The sequence below is a fragment of the Photorhabdus namnaonensis genome (genome assembly GCF_001684335.1).
GTDB lineage: Bacteria > Pseudomonadota > Gammaproteobacteria > Enterobacterales > Enterobacteriaceae > Photorhabdus > Photorhabdus namnaonensis.
This window is the reverse complement of record NZ_LOIC01000088.1, coordinates 220,573-242,770: the sequence shown is the minus strand read 5'-3', so window position 1 is coordinate 242,770 and position 22,198 is coordinate 220,573. Positions and strand designations below refer to the sequence as shown.

21 protein-coding genes are annotated in these 22,198 nt (G+C 43.1%); 12 read left to right on the top strand and 9 right to left on the bottom strand.

The annotated features are described in order from the left end of the window. Nucleotides 1–13: 13 nt before the first annotated feature. From Phpb_RS20180 to Phpb_RS20165, 4 genes are read right to left on the bottom strand one after another with little or no spacing between them, the layout of a single operon-like run. Nucleotides 14–1,861: an ABC transporter ATP-binding protein gene (locus Phpb_RS20180; protein ID WP_240492628.1), complete on the bottom strand. Its 1,848-nt coding sequence runs from the start codon at nt 1,859–1,861 to the stop codon at nt 14–16. After that, nucleotides 1,761–3,560, bottom strand: a complete 1,800-nt coding sequence (locus Phpb_RS20175; RefSeq protein ID WP_240492627.1) for an ABC transporter ATP-binding protein — start codon at nt 3,558–3,560, stop codon at nt 1,761–1,763. Before Phpb_RS20175 ends, Phpb_RS20180 begins: the two co-directional genes overlap by 101 nt. Beyond that, a complete protein-coding gene (locus tag Phpb_RS20170) occupies nt 3,553–4,800 on the bottom strand; it encodes an MFS transporter (RefSeq protein ID WP_065391916.1) in 1,248 nt (415 codons plus the stop codon). Before Phpb_RS20170 ends, Phpb_RS20175 begins: the two co-directional genes overlap by 8 nt. Continuing rightward, nucleotides 4,797–6,803: a TonB-dependent receptor gene (locus Phpb_RS20165; RefSeq protein WP_082302650.1), complete on the bottom strand. Its 2,007-nt coding sequence runs from the start codon at nt 6,801–6,803 to the stop codon at nt 4,797–4,799. Before Phpb_RS20165 ends, Phpb_RS20170 begins: the two co-directional genes overlap by 4 nt. Nucleotides 6,804–7,100: 297 nt before the next feature. Here Phpb_RS20165 and Phpb_RS20160 point away from each other — a divergent pair, with 297 nt between their 5' ends. After that, entirely contained in the window at nt 7,101–8,078 is a 978-nt protein-coding gene (locus tag Phpb_RS20160) for a helix-turn-helix transcriptional regulator (RefSeq protein ID WP_065391915.1), read from the top strand. A gap of 78 nt (nt 8,079–8,156) precedes the next feature. Here the strand turns inward: Phpb_RS20160 and Phpb_RS20155 are convergent, their stop codons facing one another. After that, nucleotides 8,157–10,010: a polyurethane esterase gene (locus Phpb_RS20155; protein WP_065391914.1), complete on the bottom strand. Its 1,854-nt coding sequence runs from the start codon at nt 10,008–10,010 to the stop codon at nt 8,157–8,159. Nucleotides 10,011–11,033: 1,023 nt separating this feature from the next. Here Phpb_RS20155 and bla point away from each other — a divergent pair. Beyond that, nucleotides 11,034–11,918, top strand: a complete 885-nt coding sequence (gene bla, locus Phpb_RS20150) for a class A beta-lactamase (RefSeq protein ID WP_065391913.1) — start codon at nt 11,034–11,036, stop codon at nt 11,916–11,918. 78 nt (nt 11,919–11,996) lie between these two features. Here the strand turns inward: bla and Phpb_RS20145 are convergent, their stop codons facing one another. Further along, the gene (locus Phpb_RS20145) at nt 11,997–12,287 is read right to left on the bottom strand and encodes a type II toxin-antitoxin system RelE/ParE family toxin (RefSeq protein ID WP_065391912.1); all 291 of its coding nucleotides are present in this window, start codon (nt 12,285–12,287) and stop codon (nt 11,997–11,999) included. Next, entirely contained in the window at nt 12,275–12,547 is a 273-nt protein-coding gene (locus Phpb_RS20140) for a CopG family ribbon-helix-helix protein (RefSeq protein WP_011146552.1), read from the bottom strand. Before Phpb_RS20140 ends, Phpb_RS20145 begins: the two co-directional genes overlap by 13 nt. Nucleotides 12,548–12,831: 284 nt before the next feature. On the opposite strand from Phpb_RS20140, the gene Phpb_RS20135 reads away from it, so the two are divergent. From Phpb_RS20135 to Phpb_RS26155, 6 genes are all read left to right on the top strand, one after another. Then, entirely contained in the window at nt 12,832–13,086 is a 255-nt protein-coding gene (locus tag Phpb_RS20135) for a type II toxin-antitoxin system prevent-host-death family antitoxin (RefSeq protein ID WP_036776095.1), read from the top strand. Next, nucleotides 13,086–13,502: a type II toxin-antitoxin system VapC family toxin gene (locus tag Phpb_RS20130; RefSeq protein WP_065392012.1), complete on the top strand. Its 417-nt coding sequence runs from the start codon at nt 13,086–13,088 to the stop codon at nt 13,500–13,502. The genes Phpb_RS20135 and Phpb_RS20130 overlap by 1 nt, the downstream gene beginning before the upstream one ends. A gap of 324 nt (nt 13,503–13,826) precedes the next feature. Next, entirely contained in the window at nt 13,827–14,786 is a 960-nt protein-coding gene (locus tag Phpb_RS20125) for a tail fiber protein (protein WP_065391911.1), read from the top strand. A 298-nt stretch (nt 14,787–15,084) separates the two neighbouring features. Next, nucleotides 15,085–16,974 (top strand): amidase, encoded by a 1,890-nt coding sequence (locus Phpb_RS20120; RefSeq protein WP_205634813.1) that lies wholly within the window; start codon nt 15,085–15,087, stop codon nt 16,972–16,974. Nucleotides 16,975–16,981: 7 nt separating this feature from the next. Continuing rightward, nucleotides 16,982–17,242, top strand: a complete 261-nt coding sequence (locus Phpb_RS26390; protein ID WP_205634812.1) for a hypothetical protein — start codon at nt 16,982–16,984, stop codon at nt 17,240–17,242. A gap of 113 nt (nt 17,243–17,355) precedes the next feature. Next, nucleotides 17,356–17,532: a hypothetical protein gene (locus Phpb_RS26155; RefSeq protein ID WP_165603322.1), complete on the top strand. Its 177-nt coding sequence runs from the start codon at nt 17,356–17,358 to the stop codon at nt 17,530–17,532. 227 nt (nt 17,533–17,759) lie between these two features. Here the strand turns inward: Phpb_RS26155 and Phpb_RS20115 are convergent, their stop codons facing one another. Next, nucleotides 17,760–18,014: a hypothetical protein gene (locus Phpb_RS20115; RefSeq protein WP_036806027.1), complete on the bottom strand. Its 255-nt coding sequence runs from the start codon at nt 18,012–18,014 to the stop codon at nt 17,760–17,762. Next, nucleotides 18,007–18,435 carry a putative toxin-antitoxin system toxin component, PIN family gene (locus tag Phpb_RS20110; protein ID WP_065391909.1) on the bottom strand — a complete coding sequence of 143 codons (429 nt, stop codon included), beginning with the start codon at nt 18,433–18,435 and terminating at the stop codon, nt 18,007–18,009. The genes Phpb_RS20115 and Phpb_RS20110 overlap by 8 nt, the downstream gene beginning before the upstream one ends. Before the next feature lie 702 nt (nt 18,436–19,137). Here Phpb_RS20110 and tssB point away from each other — a divergent pair. The 4 genes from tssB to tssE are packed head-to-tail and all read left to right on the top strand — an operon-like array spanning nt 19,138 to nt 22,197. After that, nucleotides 19,138–19,662 carry a type VI secretion system contractile sheath small subunit gene (tssB, locus tag Phpb_RS20105; RefSeq protein ID WP_046395394.1) on the top strand — a complete coding sequence of 175 codons (525 nt, stop codon included), beginning with the start codon at nt 19,138–19,140 and terminating at the stop codon, nt 19,660–19,662. 7 nt (nt 19,663–19,669) lie between these two features. Next, on the top strand, nt 19,670–21,151 hold the full coding sequence (gene tssC, locus Phpb_RS20100; RefSeq protein ID WP_065392011.1) for a type VI secretion system contractile sheath large subunit: 1,482 nt from the start codon (nt 19,670–19,672) through the stop codon (nt 21,149–21,151). A 56-nt stretch (nt 21,152–21,207) separates the two neighbouring features. Continuing rightward, nucleotides 21,208–21,702: an Hcp family type VI secretion system effector gene (locus tag Phpb_RS20095; RefSeq protein ID WP_065391908.1), complete on the top strand. Its 495-nt coding sequence runs from the start codon at nt 21,208–21,210 to the stop codon at nt 21,700–21,702. Between the two features lie 51 nt (nt 21,703–21,753). After that, the gene (gene tssE, locus Phpb_RS20090; protein WP_065391907.1) at nt 21,754–22,197 is read left to right on the top strand and encodes a type VI secretion system baseplate subunit TssE; all 444 of its coding nucleotides are present in this window, start codon (nt 21,754–21,756) and stop codon (nt 22,195–22,197) included. Nucleotide 22,198 lies beyond the last annotated feature (1 nt).

Genomic DNA, 22,198 nt, shown 5'->3' with positions numbered 1-22,198 from the left:
GAAACGGTGGGGGTTACACCTTATTTGGCGTATTTGGGTATAGATGCCAGCGCTCTTCTGAGCCGAGATGGTTTTCCCAAAGAGATTGATAAAGTGAACAACGTCCTAACAATTCGTCGTGAGTTCCACTATCACAAAGGGTTCCATGATCCATCACCAATATTTGGTCAGCGCGGGTTATCGTACTTAGCCGATGAGCGATAACAAAGACTGTTTTATTCTGGGTAAGCGAATCAAACGCCTGTTGTATCAACTGTTCATTTTCAGGATCGAGAGAAGCCGTCGCTTCATCGAGGAATAAAACCGGAGATTGTTTTAAGATGGCGCGAGCAATGGCAAGGCGTTGACGCTCACCACCAGACAGCGTACCGCCATCCACACCTAACGGCGTATCGTACCCTTGTGGCAATGCCATAATCGTATCGTGAATATTGGCAAGGCGAGCAGCTTGCTCCAGTTCTAACTGGGTCGCATTGGGATCACCCAACCGGAGATTATTAGCAACAGTATCCTGAAATAGTGCGGTTTCCTGAAATACCATAGTCACGGTGTCATACAGTGCTTGAGTTTGGTAATGATGGATATCATTTCCACCCAAGCGGATTTCCCCCTTATCCAGTTGATAGAAAGAGAGCAATAGATAAGCCAATGTGGATTTCCCACTGCCGCTGGGACCGACAATGGCGGTCATACTGCCTTGCGGCGCATAAAACGACACATTTTGAATAGCGGGTTGATTCGTACCTGGATAGCTAAATGAAATGTTATTCACTTCAACATCATATTTGTCTGGCGCGGTTAATGGCCCGGAGACTTGCGTGGCAACAGCTTCTATCTCTGCAATATGGGTTTCACCTACTTGCGTTAAGGCCGTGATATTGAGTAGTGGGATAATCCCACGTAAAGGGGTAATCGTGGCAAACAACAATAGAATCGTGATAAGCATTTCCGAGAGTGTTAATGCTTCTGGTGAATTAAAGCGCAGGGCGCCAGCCAGAATGCCAACGACCACACTGGTATCAATGATGATGTAAAACAGGCTCAATAGCGGAATACTTCTGAATACCCCACGGCGGAACGCGACCCGTAATTGATCGATTTCGCGGTCAAAACGCTGTTCTACCATCGTGGTCGCTGCCGCAGCACGAATAAAGGACATACCTTGGGCGTACTCAACGATAGCTTCGGATACATCAGCCATCATAGCGGCACGCAAACGCAATATTTCATTCAGTTTTTTACGGATAGCCCCTAGGATGAACATCCCAACCATCAGCACCAATAATGCGCTGCCGCCAACCACCCAATCGAACCAGAATAAAGCCAAGTAGATAAGAGTCAGCATCATCACCTGACAGGCGATTTGCGGTGTGGTATAGGCTGACTGATTTTCCTGCCATTGCACATCTTCAGATAATGTCAGCGCTATCTTTCCAGCGCTCAATCCTCGAATAGTGGCGATAGACATACTGACAAGGCGTTGTAGCAGAGCGCGACGAATTTCTATGCCTAAACCATAAGCGGCAATGGTGAGTTTACGTAATGCGCGAGCCATAAAAGTAAATCGCAGCAACAGCAGAATAACCAGTAATCCCAAAGTGATAAATGGCAGCATTGCGTTGTCACTTTCCCCCAAATGGGTGATGGCCCAGGCAGCAATAGCAAGTTGAGCCATAATCGCAACGGTATCAAACTGCTTATATAACAACCCCTTGAACCAAACTCTTTGCAGTTTTGGCGATAGATGTTGCTGGAGACGATTAAATAGCCCCATGATAATTTGCTCCTGTCCCGTTTTTTTCTCCCCTCCAAGCTGACCACTGTCTGGCGTATGCACCTTGCTGTGCGACCAGCTCCTCATGGGTGCCTTGTTCGATAATCTGTCCTTTATCTAAAACCAGTATTCGATCAAGATGACGGATAGTCGGTAGGCGATGAGCAATGACAATCACTGTCTTATTGCGGCATAAGGCATTGAGCGCCTGTTGCATCTCTTTTTCACATTCTGGATCGGCATAGGCTGTAGCTTCATCCAATACAAGAATTGGTGCGTTTTTCAGAATAGCGGCAGCAACGGCAATACGCTGTTTTTCACCTACCGATAAACTCACACCGCCGTTCAGTACGGTGTCGTAGCCTTGTGGTAATTGCTGAATAAATTGATGGGCTTGCGCTGCGATAGCAACCGCTTCAACTTCTGCCTGTGAAGCATCAGGACGGGCGAGCCGTATGTTATTAGCCACCGTATCGTTGAACAGGAACACACGCTGGAAAACAAAAGAGACGTTATTGCGTAGCGTCGGTTCATCCATATTACGGATATCAACACCGCCAATCGTCACCCGACCCTGTTGAGGGTCCCAAAGACGGGCGATGAGACTCGCTACAGTAGATTTACCCGAGCCACTGGCGCCAACTAAGGCTAATGAACTTCCCGCCGGTATAGAAAATGAAACGTTATTCAATGCATTTTCCTGTTCATCCTGGTAGGAGAAACTGACATTGTGCAGAGCGACACTGCAATCCGACGGTGTTTGGTTTTGGGTACAAGGCGCTAGCTCCGGTTGATTCATTAACCAACGATAGCGTGTGATTAACGCCTCTTGCTGTTGCAAACGAGTCATTACAGCGAACATGGATGAGGCAATATTGCCGAATGCCATTGCAGCCAGAATAAAGAAAGTGAATTCGAATAAAGTGATCTCTTGTCGGTTTAATAACCAGACCGCCAAAGGGAGAACAAACAACAGGTTAGCACTGGATAACACGAAAAACCGGCTGGATTTGACCTGTACTTTCTCAACCCAGACATCAATAATCCGAGTCAGAGCAGTGAAAGCCTCTTCTGCGCGTTGCAACGCAACCTTGCCGCCTGAATAGGTTTTAACCACCGGAATCGCATTAATCACTTCACCCATTGTTGAAGCAATACGGTTTTGGGCGGCATAAAAACGCTGAGTTGTCGTTTGCACCTTCATCTGGATATAGACGAATAACAAGCAGGCGCCCAAAGTTGGCGCGAATGCCGCCAAAGCTAACCGCCAATCAATGGCTAGCATGACGCTTAATGCGATCAACGGCCCAAACAAGGTAGCTGACATCTCTGGAATGATATGGGCAATACCATCTTCAAGTTGCTCGACGTCATCTAGCATCATCTTTTTTATTTCAGTGCTGTCAGTCAGCATGAAAAAGCCCAAAGGCACAGATTTCAACTTGCTGCTGATATTGCGGCGAACGTCAGCCTGTACATCAGCGGCGATCAAATGAGCAAAAAACGTTGAACCACTAAAGGTCAACATAGCGGCAAACGTGAATCCCAATAACATGACGCCATAATGCAATAGCGTGTCATATTGCCCATCATAGATAGACTGGGTGATAAGCCCGGCAACCGCCGCCGGTAACATTTGCAGACCGGCGGAAAGAATGGCAAGTGCGATAGCGACGTAACTCAGCGTGCGGTATGGGCGCATCAGATGCCATAACTCTTTAATAACGCCGGCGTCAGCCGCACGTTGCTCCGGTGAGTTCTGAACAGAAGAATCATGGCTATGCATGCACATTCTCCCTGTGGAAATCATGGAATTTACGCAATGTCCAGAACAGGGCAGTAAAGGTGAAAATGAGTGCGAGCATGAAAAGGGTAGCGTAGCTTGCTTTAGTCACTATCAATCCCCCCAACATGGAACAGATAATTGCAATGCCCATATCAGCGGATTGCATCAACGCAAAATCCACACCAGACTGAGCGCCTGCCGCAAGCGACATCATCTGGGTATACAGCGCGACAAATTTGGCGGCGGTGATTAACGTGATGAAGACGTATGCGGCTGAAAGCAGGGATAACGGCGCTTCTGGTTGCTTGGCAAGCCAGAAAATGCAGGCTAATACGATAGATTCAAGCAGCATGATAGCCAGTAATGTCTGGACAGCGCCGAATTTACGTACAATGACACCACCAAGCAGCACACCAGATAATCCAGCTAATGCACCACCACTGGCCGCGATGATACCGAGTTGAGTTAAATCCACACCGCGATCGATCAAAAACGGCGAAAGCATCCCGAGTGAAAGGCGCGTACCGATCATACACAACAATATCAAAACCAGTGCTTGTCTAACCGGCGCCCGGCTGAGGGCATTCTTGAGAGAAGGGGAAGCAACCGGGGCTTTTAAAACCGTCGGCGCTTTTTCTACCTGTGTTTCCCGTAAAAATAGGGCAGGTAACGACATCAATAGAATCACTATGGCTAACACCCCGGCGCCAATGTGCCAACCATACAGTGAAACAAGGTATAGAAACAGGCCGCTGCCGACGATAGAACCCAAATAACCGCCGCCAACTTGCATAACATTACACCAAGGGCGGTGCTTTGGTGGCAACCGGTCAATAGCGTGACCATCGGTGGTGGTATCCACCACAGTCAGGCAAATCGTGATCAGAAACAGGCCGACAATAATTAGCGGCATATGTTCAGCGGGTCTTGCCAATGACATGGAACAAAAAAGCAATGTAATTAGCAGATTACCGCAGATCATGATACGACGGGGGTTGGTATCCCCCGAACCAGATTTACGATAGCGCTCTATAATAGGCGCCCAAAGGAATTTGAACGCCCAAGGCAACATCAGCAGATAGAGCAAGCCGATTTTATCCGGAGTTACACCGTGGCTACGCAGAAAAGCCGGCATACTTTGTAACGTCAACATACCGATAGTGCTTTGGAGGGTGTAAACACCCGCCAAAGTTAGCAGTAATAACGATATATGACGGGGATGGGAGATATTATGCGTCATAATGCGACACTCACATCCAGCCCAACATTCAAGCCTTTATTGATCATACTGAGCGTATTTGGCCCCACGGTGAAACTGGAGACGCGATACTTTTTATCGCCCAGATTTTCGCCATAGAGTTTTACGTTAACCCCATGCGCCATCTCTAAACTTAATGAAGCGTCATAGAGGGTATATCCTCCCTGTTCAAGGGTATTCGCTTCATTAAAGTAGCTTTTTGAATAGTAACGGGCGCCGGCATTTAAATAGAGGTTACCGGGTAACAACGTTTGATCAATCAAGTAGTCAAAACTTGCATTAAGCATAACATCTGGCGCATAAGGCAGACGTTTATTGTCATAACTTATGCCATTTTCTGTATCAGTTGCATCAGTGAAGTTTGATTTGCCTGCACTTCCCCCAAGAGAAAATTTCAGCCCTTTCATTGGCTTAATCTGGCTACTCAACTCAATGCCTTTGCTCTCTGCTTTACCCACATTGCGTATAAACTGCGCACCGATCGGACCAACATAAATTTGTTTATCTTTCGAACGAATGTAGTAAACAGCGCTGTCTAATGTCACTGCGTTATCAAAGAACGAGGTATGCCAACCAAGCTCATAATTATCTGAGGTTTCAGTATTGTAGGGTTTTCTATCATTGGCGGAGGAGACAATGTTATTAAATCCACCGGGTTTGTACCCTTTAGTGGCAGAGAGATAGAAACGAGTATCTGGCGTCAATTGCCAACCTAATGCGGCCTTAGGTGTGAACTCATTGCTGGAAACCTGGTTATCAAAAGCTTCGAGCGCCATCATGCCAGAACGGCCTGCATAATCTATCTGCGATTTTTCATGGGATAAACGCCCGCCCAAGGTTAAATCCCACTGAGAAGCAAAGGGCAATTTCACTTCGCCAAACAGTGCCAGCGATTTTGCTTTTATTGTGTTAGCGGCATCGCCATAGTAACCGGGATAACCACTGGTATGATGTTTATTCTTTTCATCTGAAAACCAGCCGCCGAGAACGCTGGTAATGCCATTTGAGAAATTGGAGTTCAAACGCAACTCTTGCGTGGCGGCGTGGTGTTTCTCTTTCCATTTACCCCCGATGAAATCACGGTAAATATCGCGATCCTGATAAGAAGTCACACTGGTTAACACACTGTCGCCGAAATCATATTCAGCCTTGAATGCATAACTGTTAACCCGCCGGGTTAAATCAGGGATAGGGCCATCATATTCTTTCCGACGAAATTGTTCGTCGTTTAAATAGAGCTCTTCATGGGAATCGAGATCTTCATGAGCGAAGCTAAGTTCAGCACTGAACGAAGAATCTTCTGGCGCAAATGTCAGTTGCCCTCGACCGAGCCAAGTTTTACTGGAATCAACATTTTTATTACCGCTATTAGGCGCATCAATTTGTCCAGGCTCTTTTACCCAACGCAAACTGGTACTGCCATAAAGGATATCTTCAATAAGCGGCATTGATCCGCTGAAAGAACCGCCTTGTTTCAGCTTAGAGTAATTACCGGCAAGGTTTAGCCAAGGGCCTTCTTTTGGTGAACGGGTGACGATATTGATAACACCCGCTTGCGCGTTGCCGCCATATAAAGTCCCTTGCGGACCGCGTAATAATTCCACACGCTCCACGTTGATTAATTCTTGTGTTAAGAATTGGTGATCCTGAGGAACGCCATCGACATAAATTCGAACAGAAGGAGAATAGAAATCCGGCGAACTAATACCTCGAATGGTTGTTGCTGAATAAGTTCGGTTCCCCCGTGAACGAATTTGTAAGCCGGGAAAAGCGCGCTCAAGATCTTGCACTTGAGTGATACCGGCCTGCACGAGTTCTTCGCCTGTTTTAACCAGAACGCTACCATCCACTTTATTTAACGCTTCTTCTCGTTTATTAGCCGTTACAATCAAAGAATCCTCTGCCGCGCCAGGCGAATGTTCCGCCCATACAACAGGCGAAATTAAACAACATAAAACAGACGCCTTAGCGTATTTTTTTTTCATATAAATAACTCGTTATGCACTGTTTAAGATCATGTTTTACAAAAATTAAACGTGGTAAAACAAAAAACATAACGGGAGACTATCGATAATATTCCATCAGGGCTAACGGAATAGGGACAAAAGTAGCGCATTACGCACTATTGATAATGATTCTCATTAATGATAAAGTGAGTGACATTCACAATATGTATATATATATAAAATAAAAATATAATGTCTTTAATATGCAAAACACACTGTTTTAAGTGAGAAAACACTTTTTAACCGGTATCCGATGCTAATTTTACAGGGGATCTCATGAAGACGATCTATAGCAAGAAATTAGGAGTTTTCACGGCTGACCATTGCAATTGCATGCATTCGCATGTGGAGAAAAATAATACAAATACTCCCTTATTGATTGAGGAATTATCTGACGGAATTCATATAAACCGAATTCGTTTTGAGCTCGACAAGGATGTCACAGAATATTGTGAAGGGCCGCCAACGGTATCAATTGCGTTTATTTTAAACGGGAAAGGGAAAATGGCGATTGAAAATGGTGATGTTTTAGATATCAATTCGGGAATGATGATATTTTTCCATTCACCTAAAATGACTCGCGGCATGAACTTCTTTGGTTGCGGCTCATGGCATATTCTCGATATTCGTTTCTCACTGAACGAAATTGAAGCTCAGGAATTACCCCCTTTCACCCAATTAGCGGCAGGTTTTGAGAAGAACGCCAGCTACAGTGATGCATTGATGATGGCATGTCCCATTTACCCACCATTTATGCAGATAGTGAATCAAATAGAAGAGTGCCAATTAAGCGGCAATGTAAGAAAGGTTTATTTAAAAGCAAAAGCGTTAGAAATACTCGCTTGTGTAGTATCTCAGGTTTATGACTGCCAGTATAATGTGATCAGCGGGTCGCAACGCCGTGCTGTTTATAATGCAATAAAAATAATTAACAGTGATTATCATTCCCCTTGGACGATAAAATCATTATCAAGAGCCGTTGGTTTAAATGAACGGAAATTAAAAGAGGGATTTCGTGCGGTTGTTTTTCGCACTTTCCATCAATATCTGGAGAATGTCCGTATGACAACCGCAGAAGATTTATTGAAAAAGGGCATGAGTGTCATTGATGTTTCTACCGCGGTGGGTTATTCCAGCCCAAGTCACTTTTCTAAACGCTTCCGGCAACATTATTTGATCAACCCTAAAGCATGGCAGGCGAAATATGCCGTTGGGCACACCTTATTAACAGAAAATATCGTAGCCGGAACCTAACTATTCAATTGACTCTAGAGCAAAGATGGCCATGTCGCATGGCCACTTTATGGATAGGGGTATCGCATAATTTATATGTTACGCCAATATTATATTATCCACCAACAAACTGTCCATGCTGACGCCAACCAAAGTGACTGAGTTTTGGCCGAAGGTAAACACTAAATCATTGTTCACCACAGAGGCATGATCCAGATAATCACTCTTATCACTGCTACCTTCAGTTCCTATGAACACCAGTTTATCGGTTTTGTTGTAGCCATAGATGATATCTTGTCCAAAATCACCGTTGAACAGGAAGGTATTGTGATTCCCCTGACTTTTCATGACATCGTTACCTTCACCACCGACGAAGACATTATTGTTACCGAAGCCGATCAACGTATCATCACCATCCAGACCGAACAGCCAGCTACCGGAAGCTTTAGAAGTCAGTGTATCATTCCCATCATTGCCTGTTACTGAATTGGCATATTTCGTCTTCAATCCGTTGTTGGAATACAAACCATCGGCTCTGACTTGAGAATCCACCTGTTTAGTCAGAAACAGCCAGGTACTTTCCTTACTTCTTATAGTCGAGATATCGGTAGCAATGGTGATACCACCTTGTGCATCACGCACATACAATGTACCTGCCTGGTCATAGGCTATTTCTGCATTTTTTAGTGACTTCTGTAAGTCAAAAGTATTATGGCCTTTCCCGCCGGCAATCATGTTAAATCCGCCGTCATCACGGAATATATCATTGCCATCGCGTCCTTCCAGATAATCGTTCCCTTTACCACCTTTAATCAGGTCGTTGCCGTCGGTACCAATAATAAAAGTACTACCAGTGTGTTTTTCAGCATTCCGGTTTAAATCCTGTACCCAGGTTTTTTCACGGGTGACATTGGAAAGGTTGCTGACAACAATAGTCGAATCTTTATGTGTTAGGTCGTAGAACGTTGAATCCATAATACGTTGCATGCCGCTCTGGTAAAATGGCGTCACATGCGAAACCCAAGTTGACAGATTAGCAATAGAGAAGGGCAGAACATTCCACCAGTCTGACGCATAGTGATCGTTAAAATTAACAATATTATTTGTCGCTGAATCTCTTGGTACATCGTGAACACCCGCAGAGTTCGAATCAACACTAGTGCCGTTTAATACGCGGAATACCGGATCATTTTCATATCCTACGTTCAGAACCTTATTACCTTTCTCATACTGTGATGGCGAAGCGAAAGTGATATAGTTCGACTGGGAGTAGAATCCCCCCCATTTCGTATCGCTAGACTCCGCCATACTATTCACAGCCAACCCACCCAAACTATGTCCGCTGACCACAACATCATTGCCCGTCAAACCGTGAGCTTTAGCATAATTGGCTACATGGTCCAGCAGTCGGCCGAAGGCGTTTGGCGCGTAGTCATTCGAATATTCTTTCTTACCTAAAGCTACCAACACATTATTCATAACGTCGCCGAGTGTATCGGTAATAACTGACTCTCGAGGACCACTCGTACCGCGAAACGCAATGCCAATAGAAATCAAATTACCATCAGCATCATATTTTCCCATTACCTCTGCCTGAGCAGTGGAATGACTTGCTTTTTCGCCAAAAAAAGTACCGCGGGCATCAGTTCTACCCTGATAGCCTAACTCATCAGCACTGATAGTAAACCACCCTGATTCATTGAGTTTATCTTGTGCCTGTTTTTCCGCGTCCGGATTCCAAGGCAATTTAGGCGTGATGCCCTGCGATGTCGTGCTGCCGAGAATTGCGGTCAGCAATGTTAATGGCATCCCTAAACCAAAACCATAATTGTAATACCCCTCGGCAAATCCGCTACCCAGATTATGATAAGCATATCCAGAGATAATTTTTGCGTCGGAAAACAACTCTTTGGAAGTAGTGCTATCAAAGTCTTTGTACTGAAAAACGCCCATGATGCATATCCTTGTTAAGTTAAAATAAGGTTAAAAAAGTGTTCTAAAAATATTAACCAGCTAGGTAAGTATAGATTGATGTAGATCATTTAAAGAGTAATTGTCTAAAAATTTATAAATTAGTGAGCCATAATGAAAATTTAATATTTTTACAAATCTTTAATTGAAAAAATAAAGTTTATGTGCTAAATGATCGCGCAGGTGAGAATAAACTCGCGGATATATCTATTATCATTGTTGATAATTTTCAAAAGTAACTAAATTAATGGATGGCTATAGCCCACAACTCCCTTGCCGTCGCGATGCATCTTGAAATCCATAGGGTATAATACATATAAAATAAATATGGATATTTAAATTAAAGGAAAAAATTTATCGCTGATTCACTTAATTGGTTAGAAAAAGGAAATTAAAACCCATTCAAATTAATGCATAATATTGACATTCATTTCTTATTGATTAGAATAGTTGTTATTACTCTTTCAATATAATTTCTTTAATAATCAATTCACAAATACAATACATTGATTTTTATTTAAAAACAAACTTTAAAATAAGATTATAATTGTATTATGTTAATAGTTCTATTTATTAAATTGCAATGATAAATCTGTATTTATATTTTTAATACTTACTATCTTGAATTATTTTTCTTTGATAAAATTTTAATTTTATATTCATACGCCAAATTAAATTAAAAACACTTAAAAATCAATAAAATATTACCATTTCATTGACGTAAAATCACAGCCATCAGTAATGTATATTATTCATAATAAGTTATTGAATTTAATTTTTTACACAAGGTATAAAATGAACCAAAGATAACCAAAATAATTTTAAATCTTCTGATTACAATTACCACAGCATTAAATGAAATATTATTTAACATTATATCGCAGATTAAACACGGTGCTTATCATGATAAAAATCGCCATAATAAAATATCATTAAAAATAGTGCGACATTACTTTTTTCTCTCTATAATGCGCTTTTTTATTATCTATATTACGAGATCCAAATATGAAACACTCTCCATTGCGGCGTTCATTATTATTAGCCGGTATTACCATTCCATTGGTCAACTTTGCGTTTCCGGCATGGGCTGGCGTTATTCCCTCATCCCTGCATAAACAACTTACCGAACTGGAAAACAGCACAAAAGGCCGTTTAGGAGTGGCGCTGATTAATACGGAGAATGGTCAGGAAATTCAGTACCGAGGGGATGAACGTTTTCCTTTTTGTAGTACTTTCAAGCTGATACTTGCTGCGGCGGTGTTGCACAAAAGCATGTCCCAGCCAGAATTATTAGCAAAACATATTCATTATCGTGAGTCTGACTTACTCTCTTATGCTCCTATTGCGCACAAGAATTTAAATCAAGGGATGAGCGTTGCACAATTATGTGCGGCAACCGTGCAATACAGCGATAACACCGCAGCAAATCTATTGATTAAAGAATTGGGGGGATTAGAGGCAGTAAATCGCTTTACTCAAGGTATCGGTGATCCTGCATTTCGACTCGATCGCAGGGAACCCGATTTGAACAGCGCCATTCCCGGTGACCTCAGAGATACCACAACACCTGCGGCAATGGCGGCCAGCGTGAAGAAAATCGTGCTTGGAGAGGTATTTGGAGCATCACAACGTGAACAATTAATCGTTTGGCTTAAAGGAAATACCACGGGAGATGCCAGTATTCGCGCCGGTGCTCCAGCCGGTTGGGTAGTGGGTGATAAAACCGGTGCTGGCGATTATGGCACCACTAACGATGTCGCCGTACTTTGGCCGCTAAAGGGAGCTCCTGTGGTTCTGGCGGTTTATTTTACCCAACCTCAACAAGATGCCGAATCACGCCGTGATGTACTTGCTGCGGCTACGCGGTTGGTGATGGCGCATTTAGCCTAATCTTTCCTGAAATGCTAAGAGGGTGAATGGCTAAAATTTGCACCCCTTAGCATTATGTAGTAACGCGCCTGCATAATTTTAATATCCGGCCTCTTTTTGATGCCGTACAGCAAAAATTGTGGCTGTTTCATCCTCAATCCGGTACAAGGCGATATAGCCGCTACTTCCAAAATCAATAAGCCACTCTCGGAATGCCGGATCCATATCGTCAACAGGGCGTCCTGCTTCAGGCTGACATGCCAGCATTTTCACGCCAGCACGTATTGTTTTAATGGCTCGACGAGCAGTGTCTTTGTCTTTTTTGGCAAGAAAACCATAGAGCCGCTGTATATCAGCAAGAGCAGGCAGAGACCAAATCAAACGTGGCATTCAGGTAACTCCGCATCTTCTCCTGCTTCGAGCTTAGCTAACCAATCGTCCGCTTCTTCAAGCGTCAGGTGTAATCCATTCTCTTGATACGCTTCCCAGGCACGCAATGCATCTTGTTTGAAAGATTCACGCTTTTCCTCACGCTCTACATAGTCACGTATAGCTTCACGCATTATCCAATGAGCTGAACGATGTCGCACTTCTGCCAAATACTGAATCCGGCTTTTCAAGTTATCATCAAGTTTTACTGAGGTTGCCATTTTCTTCCACCTAAATATTAAAAGGTAATACCTTTTAATACTATACCATGAAATCTCCGCCTTGCTACCAGGTAAAGAAAACCTTCGTTTTTCACTTACTTGATACAACCTCAGCAAGATGCCGAATCACGCCGTGATGTACTTGCTTCGGCTACGCGGTTGGTGATGGCACACTTAACCTAATTTTTCCTGGGATGCTAAGAGGGTGAATGACTAAAATTTGCACCCCTTAGCAATATGTAGTAACGTACCTACATAAATTAGCTATTATATCGAGGTGCACCATGTCAATCACAACCTTATCGAGTCGGCAGCTCAATCAGGATGTCAGCGGGGCAAAAAAAGCAGCTAAAAGCGGTCCAGTGTTCATCACAGATCGTGGCAAACCGGCACATGTCCTGCTAACCATTGAGGAATACCAACGAATCACCAAGCAGAGTAGAAACATCGCTGATGCTTTAGCAATGCCCGGTGTTGAAGATATTGAATTCAATCCACCACGTGTCGTTATCAATAGCCGTCCAGCCAATTTCTCATGATGTTTGTTCTTGATACCAATGTTGTCTCCGAGCTTCGGAAAGTTCGAGAGGGCAAGGCTAATGCCAGTGTGGCTGCGTGGGCTGAAAGTGTTGATGCAACAGAGCTCTTCCTGTCAGCCATTACCATTATGGAGCTGGAAACCGGCATCTTACAGATTGAACGACGAGACATAACCCAAGGAGCATTATTGCGCTCATGGTTCAACCACCATGTAATACCGGAATTTACTGGGCGGATCTTACCGGTAGATACGGCTGTAGCTCAGCGGTGCGCCCGGTTGCATGTCCCTGATCCATGCTCAGAGCGTGATGCACTAATCGCCGCCACCGCGCTGGTTCATGGTATGACTGTCGTCACACGAAATGTGATTAATTTTGAATTGACCGGCGTGCCAATATTAAATCCTTGGGTTTAAGGATGATGAAATATTTAAATATGTATGCTTATATTAAGTAGAAAATAAACATGGATATTAATGTATTTATTAAAAATCAAATCAAATAAAAACATTTTCATATTTTATAGATTAACCTTCAAAAAAATATAAAGAAAATAATTTACCACTCATTAATCCAATTATTAGTCACTTATACAAAAATAATTAACCCTGTAAGTTATAAAAACAACCCATTATTATTTTCTTGAACTAGACTATGATTGTCGTCAACAGACAGAGTTATCTATACGATAATCTAACATATTAATTACGTAATAAAATTATTTTATTCAAGAGAGGAATATGAGACAAAAAAATGATTTTAAAGCTTTTTCTATTAGTAATAATGCTAATGTAGTGAGTCAAGAAAAATATGAGGAAAATCAAGGCTTACACGTGGGATTTCCACCAGACAATATATCTACTCACGTATTGAATAAGGCATTACGCCAATCATCAACAATAGCCGCTGTTATCGCTAACTTTATTGCGACACAATCTGATGATGATGTTCTGGATGATGGTGATATCGCTAAACTCACCACCCAATTAAATCAAGCGTTAAAACAAAAAGTCATAGCAGAAATTCCCAATGCCTCATTAACACAAAAAGGCGTTGTTCAACTGACCAATGAAATTGGCAATAATGACACATTGGCAGTGACACAAAAGCTAGTGCAGGAAATCATCAACTCATTGCGTGGGAATATTGATGGTAAAGTCCCCAATAGCCGAAAAATAAATGGTAGAGCGTTGACTGGGGATATTAATCTGAATGCAGGTGATGTAGGGGCATATACTCGAGCAGAAGTAGATAGCTTGATTAAAACAGCCAATGACATTCCTGTTGGCGCTCCTATTCCTTGGCCGTTAGCGCATCCACCTGTCGGCTATTTCACTTGTAATGGTTCCGCTTTTAATAAATTACAATATCCAAAGTTAGCAGAAACTTATCCTGATGGTAAATTGCCCGATTTAAGAGGCGAGTTCATTCGTGGCTGGGATGATGGCAGGGGAGTAGATCCATCTCGTTCATTATTGTCATGGCAAGAAGGGTCTTATTTGCTACAAAGCCTTGATATTAATACTATTACCTTTGCACTCAATGGTCGCACAAAATTACAGTGGGATATTCCCCAAGATGAAAATATTTCAGCAAGAGTTCAATTTATTAATGGTAATACCGGGCCAGTAGATAAGAACTATATAGGAGTGTCACGACCACGAAATATCGCATTTAACTACATCGTAAAAGCAGCATAATAATGACACAAGAAAATATCTTGGATTCAAAAACGCTGTATTAGGGATCTAATGGAATAATCCCCAATTTTATCAAGTTTGCTTTTCCGAATAGCGTAATGACTTATCTATCTTCATATTTAAGTTCTAATTTAACCACATTCAGTTCACCCATTATTGGAGATTAATTATGGACTTAGAAAGCATAACTGCCGTTCGGTCAGGTCGACCTATTACATGTAATGCATGGTTGTTCTGGTTAAGGAAGTTCACCGGGAACATACCCAACAGCGTGCTAGTAGTGATGGGCTCATTATTCATGAGCGCGGTATTTATGCCAACGACTGATGCATCCAACACGCGGATTTTTTCGTTGCAAGAAGCAACCATCAAACAGATGCAGCAAGCGATGGAGGCTGGTGCGTTGTCGAGTGTCGAATTGACGACAATGTACCTGAACCGAATATATGCCTATGATCTCAATGGCATAAAACTGAACTCCATTCCTGTCTTAAATCCGAGAGTGCTTGAGGAGGCTGCGGAGGCAGACCGTCTGCGGTCTGAGGGCATTATACTCGGACCTCTTCACGGAATCCCTTACACTGTTAAAGATAGCTATATGGTTGCTGGTCTCACCGTAGCTGCGGGTTCGCCCGCTTTCAAAAAGCTAATGGCAAAAGATGATGCTTTCACGGTTAAAAAGATTCGGGAGTCTGGTGGGGTTCTCATCGGAAAGACCAACATGCCTCCGATGGCAGCCGGCGGCATGCAGCGAGGTGTTTATGGTCGTGCGGAAAGTCCCTACAACGCCGACTATCTTACGGCCGCATGGTCTTCCGGTTCATCGAACGGTTCGGCTACTGCAACGGCTGCAAATTTTGCGGCTTTCGGGATGGGAGAGGAAACCATATCGTCTGGTCGTTCACCTGCTTCTAATAATGCTCTGGCGGCCTATACTCCTTCACGTGGATTGATCTCAATCCGAGGCAATTGGCCTCTGTACCCTATACGTGATGTGGTTGTCCCGCATACACGTACTGTTGAGGATATGCTTCGAGTCCTGGATGTGGTAGTGGCTGATGATCCAATCACAGAAGGAGACCTCTGGCGTCATCAGAAAGTTGTCCAACTACCTGCCGTGACTTCAGTACGCCCTAAAACCTATCTTGAACTCAGGGACCCAAATTCGCTGAAAGGACGAAGAGTTGGCGTTCCGAAGATGTACATTGGCAAAGATTTTGGCGGCAGTGATCCCGTTCGCGTCAGGCCGTCTATCATTGAACTTTGGGATAAGGCTGCCGCAGACCTTCGTGCGCTTGGCGCTGACGTGATTGAAATCGATTTCCCACTCCAGAATAATTATGAGGGGGACCGTGTAGGTACTAGAACGATGGAAGAGCGCGGACTTATTCCGCTCAACTGGATGGAATTGGAGTTTAACTACATAAATTCCTATGCGGCCGAAGAGTTCCTCAAGAGCGTAGGAGACCCGAATTTTCCTTCTTGGGCTAATATTAACCCGGCGACAGTATTTCCAACCCCGCCAGCATCCGTCGATGCGTGTCGCGGATTTAATCGAAATTCAGATTATAAATTGCTCATCGACACAATCAAAGCTGGGGTCCAACCCATCGAGAAACTACCGGGTTTTGCGGCTATGCTCCGCGGCCTTGAAGAAACGCGAAAGATAGACCTTGAGAACTGGATGAAGGCGGAGAAACTTGATCTCATTGTTTTTCCGGCAAACGGCAACATCGGTAAGGCTAACGCAGATGTCAATAATGTCTCATACGAAGAAGCATTGCAGAACGGTAACCTGTACTCAAACACCAACTATGTTCTCCGTCACCTGGGCATCCCAAGTGTTTCAGTGAGCATGGGGACCATGAAGGATACGGGTATTCCTGTTAACTTAACATTCATTGGCCCAGCTTACAGCGACAACGATCTGCTTCGGTACGCATACGCTTATGAATTCGCCACCAATAACAGAACCCTAGCAACCCGAGTTTCCCCATTGTTCGACGAAATACTGGACTATTCAGACGGGAAAACAGTACCACCCGTGCAACGTACGGATAAGCTGCCCCCAGTGTTAGTATTGAATGCATCGCTTGCCGGTACTACGCTTACAATTTCTGGTACGGCGAAGGACACAAGTAAAATTGCGACAACGCGTATTTATGTTAATGGGATAGATACCATTTGATGGCGATTTGGTTAACTGGCAGGCGAAAGTTGACACCAAAAAATACTACAACATCACAGCATTAGCCGCAGAAGCACTTTTCGTGGTTGCTATTTCTAAAGACGAATATGGTAATACGGCCGCGGCAACCAAAAGTATCAAATTGCCGGTAAGCGAGAGTAAAGCGACAATACAGATCGACAACGAAACTACGCCATCATCTGTACGTCCGCCAGCAGTCATACCTGCGTGTATACCTGGCGGCGTTCTACAACCTTGCTCATATTGATGTAATTATTACGTGGAGTGGATAGCGGGCGCGGAATTTTAACATCACAGGCACAATCGATAGCGTAGCTCACTCATGGAAGGAGTCGCGTTTCGTCAGCATCAGGCGCTTTTGTGAGAGAAAATGCGTCCGATTGGGGTAACGCGTCTGGGGGAGGCGATACTGAAAAATTCACGTTGGATGCATCACGTGTTGTCCCAACAGCAAATGAAAACCGTCCTCGCAATATCGCATTTAACTACATCGTAAAGCGGAATAATAATGACACAAGAATATATCTTAGATACTGAAATCGCCATAGCCATATTAGTTATGAATAACATCACCGTTAATCATGACACGTGGCTCTAGCAAAATCATTTTCACGGATAATAAAAGCTCATCAGGTAAGATGAGCTTTTATTGCTTTCTAGACACGCTCGAAGTTTGGATTGAGCATCGTCATCATTTTTGGAAAACCAGATGGACAAGAATACAGTTCCTATGCTCTGAAAAAGTAACTTTCCAGTTCAGTATGTTATCGATGAACAAGTTCATCATCAGTGCGAGGCGCTTCTCCACCTGTCCGGAATAGGATATCCCGGAATGCTTTTATATCAGCAGCTTTGGCACGGTCTGAAAAAAATTGCTCAGTTTCCAGAGCAGAAATTTTTTCCGCAACTGCGATAGCAATAAACTGGTTAACGCTGGTACGATCACGCTTTGCCACTCTGGTGACTTCCTCTCTTAGAGATTTCGGTAATCGCAATGGATAGGTTGATGTTTCACTCATTTCTCACTCTCCTAATGGCAATGGCCGGTGTCAGAACCTCAATATTGAACGTTCCAGGTACAGTACCATAGTCACGTAAATTAAAGGTTACAATGGCATTGGCTCTGCCATTAACCGCTGCTTCCAATACCATTTCATCATTGGGATCACGGAGCATTGGTCGCCATAAATAATGCGTCTTGACCGGTTCAATCAATGCTGCAAGCCCATCAACGAAAACATGAGCCTGCTTCTGAGTTAGGCCCGCCGCAGTCCAATGTATGGGCATAGTACACTTTGCCTCATACTCAAAAAATAGCGGGACACTGGCCAGCGACACAATCTTGTTATCTAAGGCTGCTCCTAACAGAGCAGCAGATGCACCACTTGGGCTACGCATGGCAGCTACGATGACATCAGTATCTAAAACGAATCTATTCATGCTCTGAAATATATGTCACATCACATACGATGTCAAATTTTCAAAAAGAATAAGTAAAAGAAGACCCTCGTTTTGTTAACCACCTCATGCAATCCCTGAAAATCAAAGAGTTCGCTTAAAGTTAATGGTTAATATAAATCAGGTTGATATTTCATTAGCGCTAAACTTAATTAGCCTAAAAAGACACAAAATCAAATACTAATAGAGCGCTGTTTCTTAATCAGCGCTTTGATGCAATAAAAACTCGAAAAATATTCCATTTCCATTCAAAAACTCATCACAGGTTAAATTAAACCCTAACTCCATCTATATTTCTATTTTTCTATTTTTCTGACTCGTCAGACTTTCGTTATTAAAAACAGCGATATGAAAAATAAGACAAGTATGAAAATGCATTTTCACCACAATGTGCTTTATCTATTTTTCACAGTAAATACAATCAATTACAAAATAATGTGAAATTACAGATATTATATTTCACCCTGATACTATTGCATTAAATTAATATCCATGAGAACTTATTCACCGCCGAAATACGGTGGGTTTTGAATATCATTAAATGTGTCACAGCATATTAACTTGCTATCAATAGTGTTAATTGATCTCTTCATCTATCTCTCATCTTATTCGGCTATTTAATCAGGTTTGGTGCGGTCTAATATAAATTTGCACTTCCTGTCATATATAAAGGTAAAAGGTGCCATGAATACTCAACGTAAGCTTGATAAAGTCAGACCGCCCCGAGTTCAGATTACTTATGATGTTGAATTAGGTGGCGCGGTCGAGAAAAAAGAATTGCCTTTGGTTATTGGTGTTGTTGGGCAATTCGCGGAGCAATCTATTCCGATGCGTGAACGTCGTTTCATGCATGTTGATAAAGATAATTTTAACGCGGTGATGGAAGGTTTATCACCCTCATTGGAATTACAGGTTGAAAGCGCGCTGCCGGGTCAGAGCGGATTTATTAATGTCGATTTGCAATTTAAATCAATGTCTGACTTTACCCCAGAGAATTTGGCGAAACAGATAGAACCGCTTCGTCATTTATTAGAGGTACGCGGCAAACTCAGTGATTTGAAAGGCCGTGCATTGAGCAATGAAAAATTGCGTGACCGTCTGGCGGAAATTCTGGCTGAACATGCGGATAAATTACCACAGGTTAATGAAGAAGCAGATGACGTCACCCCGGAAAATAGCAATATCCCGGAAAATAACAATGCACAGTGAGGGCAGTATGGAACAGAGTGTTGTTGAACAACAAGAATTGAAAACGACGGAAACAAATGGTGATTTTCTTGATCAGATTATTGATAACACGCAAGCCATTCGTCGGGAAGTAGATCGTGATCGGGTAAAAAGCCAGCTCGACCAGTTTCTGGCCGAAGTCACCTCCGGTTCACTGGTGGTTTCCGGCGATTTGGTAAACAGCATTGACGAACGTATCGCAGCGATTGATGCGCTGATGTCCGCTCAACTGAGTCTGGTATTACATCATCCGAAATTTCAGCGTCTGGAATCCTCTTGGGTAGGGCTTAAAGGATTACTCGACCAAAGCGAAACGGATAATACCCAAATCCGCATGTTGAACGCGACGAAAACCGATTTGATTAAAGATTTTAAATCGGCATCGGATTTCGATCAGTCAATGCTGTTTAAAAATGTGTATGAATATGAATACGGTACTTTTGGTGGTCAACCTTATTCAGCGTTTGTCGGTGATTTTGACTTTGATAATAGCCCGGAAGATCTTTACTTACTGGAGCAGATTTCTCATGTGGCCGCAGCAGCCCATGCGCCGTTTATCAGTTCAGTCAACGCGGGCATGTTGGGGATGAATGATTTTGGTGAACTACCACGTCCTCGTGATTTATCCAAACTACTTGCAACATCCGATTATCTGCGTTGGAAACGCTTCCGGGACTCTGATGACTCCCGTTATGTCGGCCTGACCTTACCACGAGTGATTGGTCGTTTGCCTTATGGGGCAAAAACTATCCCGGTCGAACAATTCTGCTTCGAAGAGCAGGTGAAGGAAGGGGATAGCGGCAGTTATTTGTGGGTTAACGCCGCCTATGCACTGGCAGGTCGCATGGTGGCGGCATTTGAACAGTATGGTTGGTGTGCGGCGATCCGTGGTGTGGAAGGGGGAGGATTGGTAGAAGCATTGCCTGCGTATCATTATGTCTCTGTGTCCGGTGAAAATGTGCTGCAATGCCCGACTGAGGTGGCTATTTCTGATCGCCGTGAAAAAGAGTTAGCAGAATTAGGGTTCATTCCTCTGGTTTATTATAAAGGGACTGACTACGCCGCATTTTTCTCGGTACAGTCACCGAATAAACCAAGGAAATATAATTCTGACCTGGCAAACGCTAACGCAAAATTATCAACCCAATTGCAATACATTATGACAACTTCTCGTTTTGCACATTATCTGAAAATGATTGTGCGTGACAAAGTGGGTAGTTTTATGTCCCGTGAGGAATGTCAGTCTTATCTGCAAAATTGGATCAACCAATATATTGTCGGCTCTGATACCGTCGGCGCGGAAATTAAAGCAAGCCACCCATTACGTGAGGCAAGAGTTGATGTCGTTGAAGTCCCCGGCTCACCGGGAACATATCGGGCTGTAGCCTATTTAAGGCCGCATTTCCAATTAGAAGGATTAAGTATGTCTTTACGGTTGGTTGCCGATTTACCACCGTCATCGGCTGCCTGATTTTTCTATTTATTAGTATTTATCCTATTTATTACAACTAACTGGAGTAGTTAATTATGAGTTCTTCAATTTTTTTACAAATTGATGGTATTACAGGTGAGAGTACCGACAGCAAACATAAACAGTGGATTGAGCTGAGTCATGTCAATTTTGGCGCGTTCAACCATGCACGTATCGCAGACAGCGGTAAACGTAAAATTACCGTTGGCGCATCGGATTTCCGTACCATTGACTGTGTGAAAGTGCTGGATTCCAGTTCAATTGGTTTGCTGTCCGCTGTGGCGCAAGGTACCGCAATTAAGAAAGTGAAATTGGAAATTTGCACGCTTTTCAAAGGCGAAATGCATCCTTATGCGGAAGTGGAAATGGACGAATGTATTATCTCTGACATTCATGAAACGTGTTCACGTGGTGGTGAATTCCCACAAGAACAGCTTTCTATCGCCTATTCCAAAATTAAGTGGACATTTACACCGATCAAAGAAGATGGAACGGTAGGAAAGAAGATAGGACCGGAAGGTTGGGATCTTATCGAGAACAAAAAACAGTAACAATTATCGTTTACTGCCGGCCTTTGGCCGGCAGTTTCTAACTGGAAAAATATGATGATTCGACCTTCACTTCTCCATCTCCTAAAAGATGATTACCCACAAGATGAAAAACGGGGTGTCACATTGGTTTGGTCACGTCAGGAAGTTGCACAAAGTCTAATTTCTGATTTGAATATGTTATTTTCATCAAGACCGATTTCTGAAATTTCCCCTTTATTTGGTGAGTTACCGAAATCAGTTTTAAATTATGGTGTTTCCGATGTCATTAATGTAGATATTTCCGATGATGAACGTATTGACGCACTTAGCAATAATATTTACCAGGCTATTTCCTGGTTCGAACCGCGCTTGAAAAGCGTCGTTATTACATTACAAAAAAATACGCCAGAAAGTATAATTTTCTGGGTGAGTGGAATTTTCTTCAACGAACAAGTGGTGTTTTCTATCTCATGGAACAGTACCGCGTATACCTATTCAATTTCATGGGATAAATAAC

Excerpts from the sequence above, each read along its gene's own strand:
- Phpb_RS20155 (WP_065391914.1), bottom strand. The coding sequence starts at position 10,010 with ATGGGCGTTTTTCAGTACAAAGACTTTGATAGCACTACTTCCAAAGAG.
- Phpb_RS20120 (WP_205634813.1), top strand. The coding sequence starts at position 15,085 with ATGAGCGCGGTATTTATGCCAACGACTGATGCATCCAACACGCGGATT.
- Phpb_RS20095 (WP_065391908.1), top strand. The coding sequence starts at position 21,208 with ATGAGTTCTTCAATTTTTTTACAAATTGATGGTATTACAGGTGAGAGT.
- Phpb_RS20170 (WP_065391916.1), bottom strand. The coding sequence starts at position 4,800 with ATGACGCATAATATCTCCCATCCCCGTCATATATCGTTATTACTGCTA.
- tssC (WP_065392011.1), top strand. The coding sequence starts at position 19,670 with ATGGAACAGAGTGTTGTTGAACAACAAGAATTGAAAACGACGGAAACA.
- Phpb_RS20175 (WP_240492627.1), bottom strand. The coding sequence starts at position 3,560 with ATGCATAGCCATGATTCTTCTGTTCAGAACTCACCGGAGCAACGTGCG.
- Phpb_RS20180 (WP_240492628.1), bottom strand. The coding sequence starts at position 1,861 with ATGAGGAGCTGGTCGCACAGCAAGGTGCATACGCCAGACAGTGGTCAG.
- tssB (WP_046395394.1), top strand. The coding sequence starts at position 19,138 with ATGAATACTCAACGTAAGCTTGATAAAGTCAGACCGCCCCGAGTTCAG.
- Phpb_RS20110 (WP_065391909.1), bottom strand. The coding sequence starts at position 18,435 with ATGAATAGATTCGTTTTAGATACTGATGTCATCGTAGCTGCCATGCGT.
- bla (WP_065391913.1), top strand. The coding sequence starts at position 11,034 with ATGAAACACTCTCCATTGCGGCGTTCATTATTATTAGCCGGTATTACC.
- Phpb_RS20140 (WP_011146552.1), bottom strand. The coding sequence starts at position 12,547 with ATGGCAACCTCAGTAAAACTTGATGATAACTTGAAAAGCCGGATTCAG.
- Phpb_RS20135 (WP_036776095.1), top strand. The coding sequence starts at position 12,832 with ATGTCAATCACAACCTTATCGAGTCGGCAGCTCAATCAGGATGTCAGC.
- Phpb_RS20130 (WP_065392012.1), top strand. The coding sequence starts at position 13,086 with ATGTTTGTTCTTGATACCAATGTTGTCTCCGAGCTTCGGAAAGTTCGA.
- Phpb_RS20145 (WP_065391912.1), bottom strand. The coding sequence starts at position 12,287 with ATGCCACGTTTGATTTGGTCTCTGCCTGCTCTTGCTGATATACAGCGG.
- Phpb_RS20165 (WP_082302650.1), bottom strand. The coding sequence starts at position 6,803 with ATGAAAAAAAAATACGCTAAGGCGTCTGTTTTATGTTGTTTAATTTCG.
- Phpb_RS20160 (WP_065391915.1), top strand. The coding sequence starts at position 7,101 with ATGAAGACGATCTATAGCAAGAAATTAGGAGTTTTCACGGCTGACCAT.
- tssE (WP_065391907.1), top strand. The coding sequence starts at position 21,754 with ATGATGATTCGACCTTCACTTCTCCATCTCCTAAAAGATGATTACCCA.
- Phpb_RS20115 (WP_036806027.1), bottom strand. The coding sequence starts at position 18,014 with ATGAGTGAAACATCAACCTATCCATTGCGATTACCGAAATCTCTAAGA.
- Phpb_RS20125 (WP_065391911.1), top strand. The coding sequence starts at position 13,827 with ATGAGACAAAAAAATGATTTTAAAGCTTTTTCTATTAGTAATAATGCT.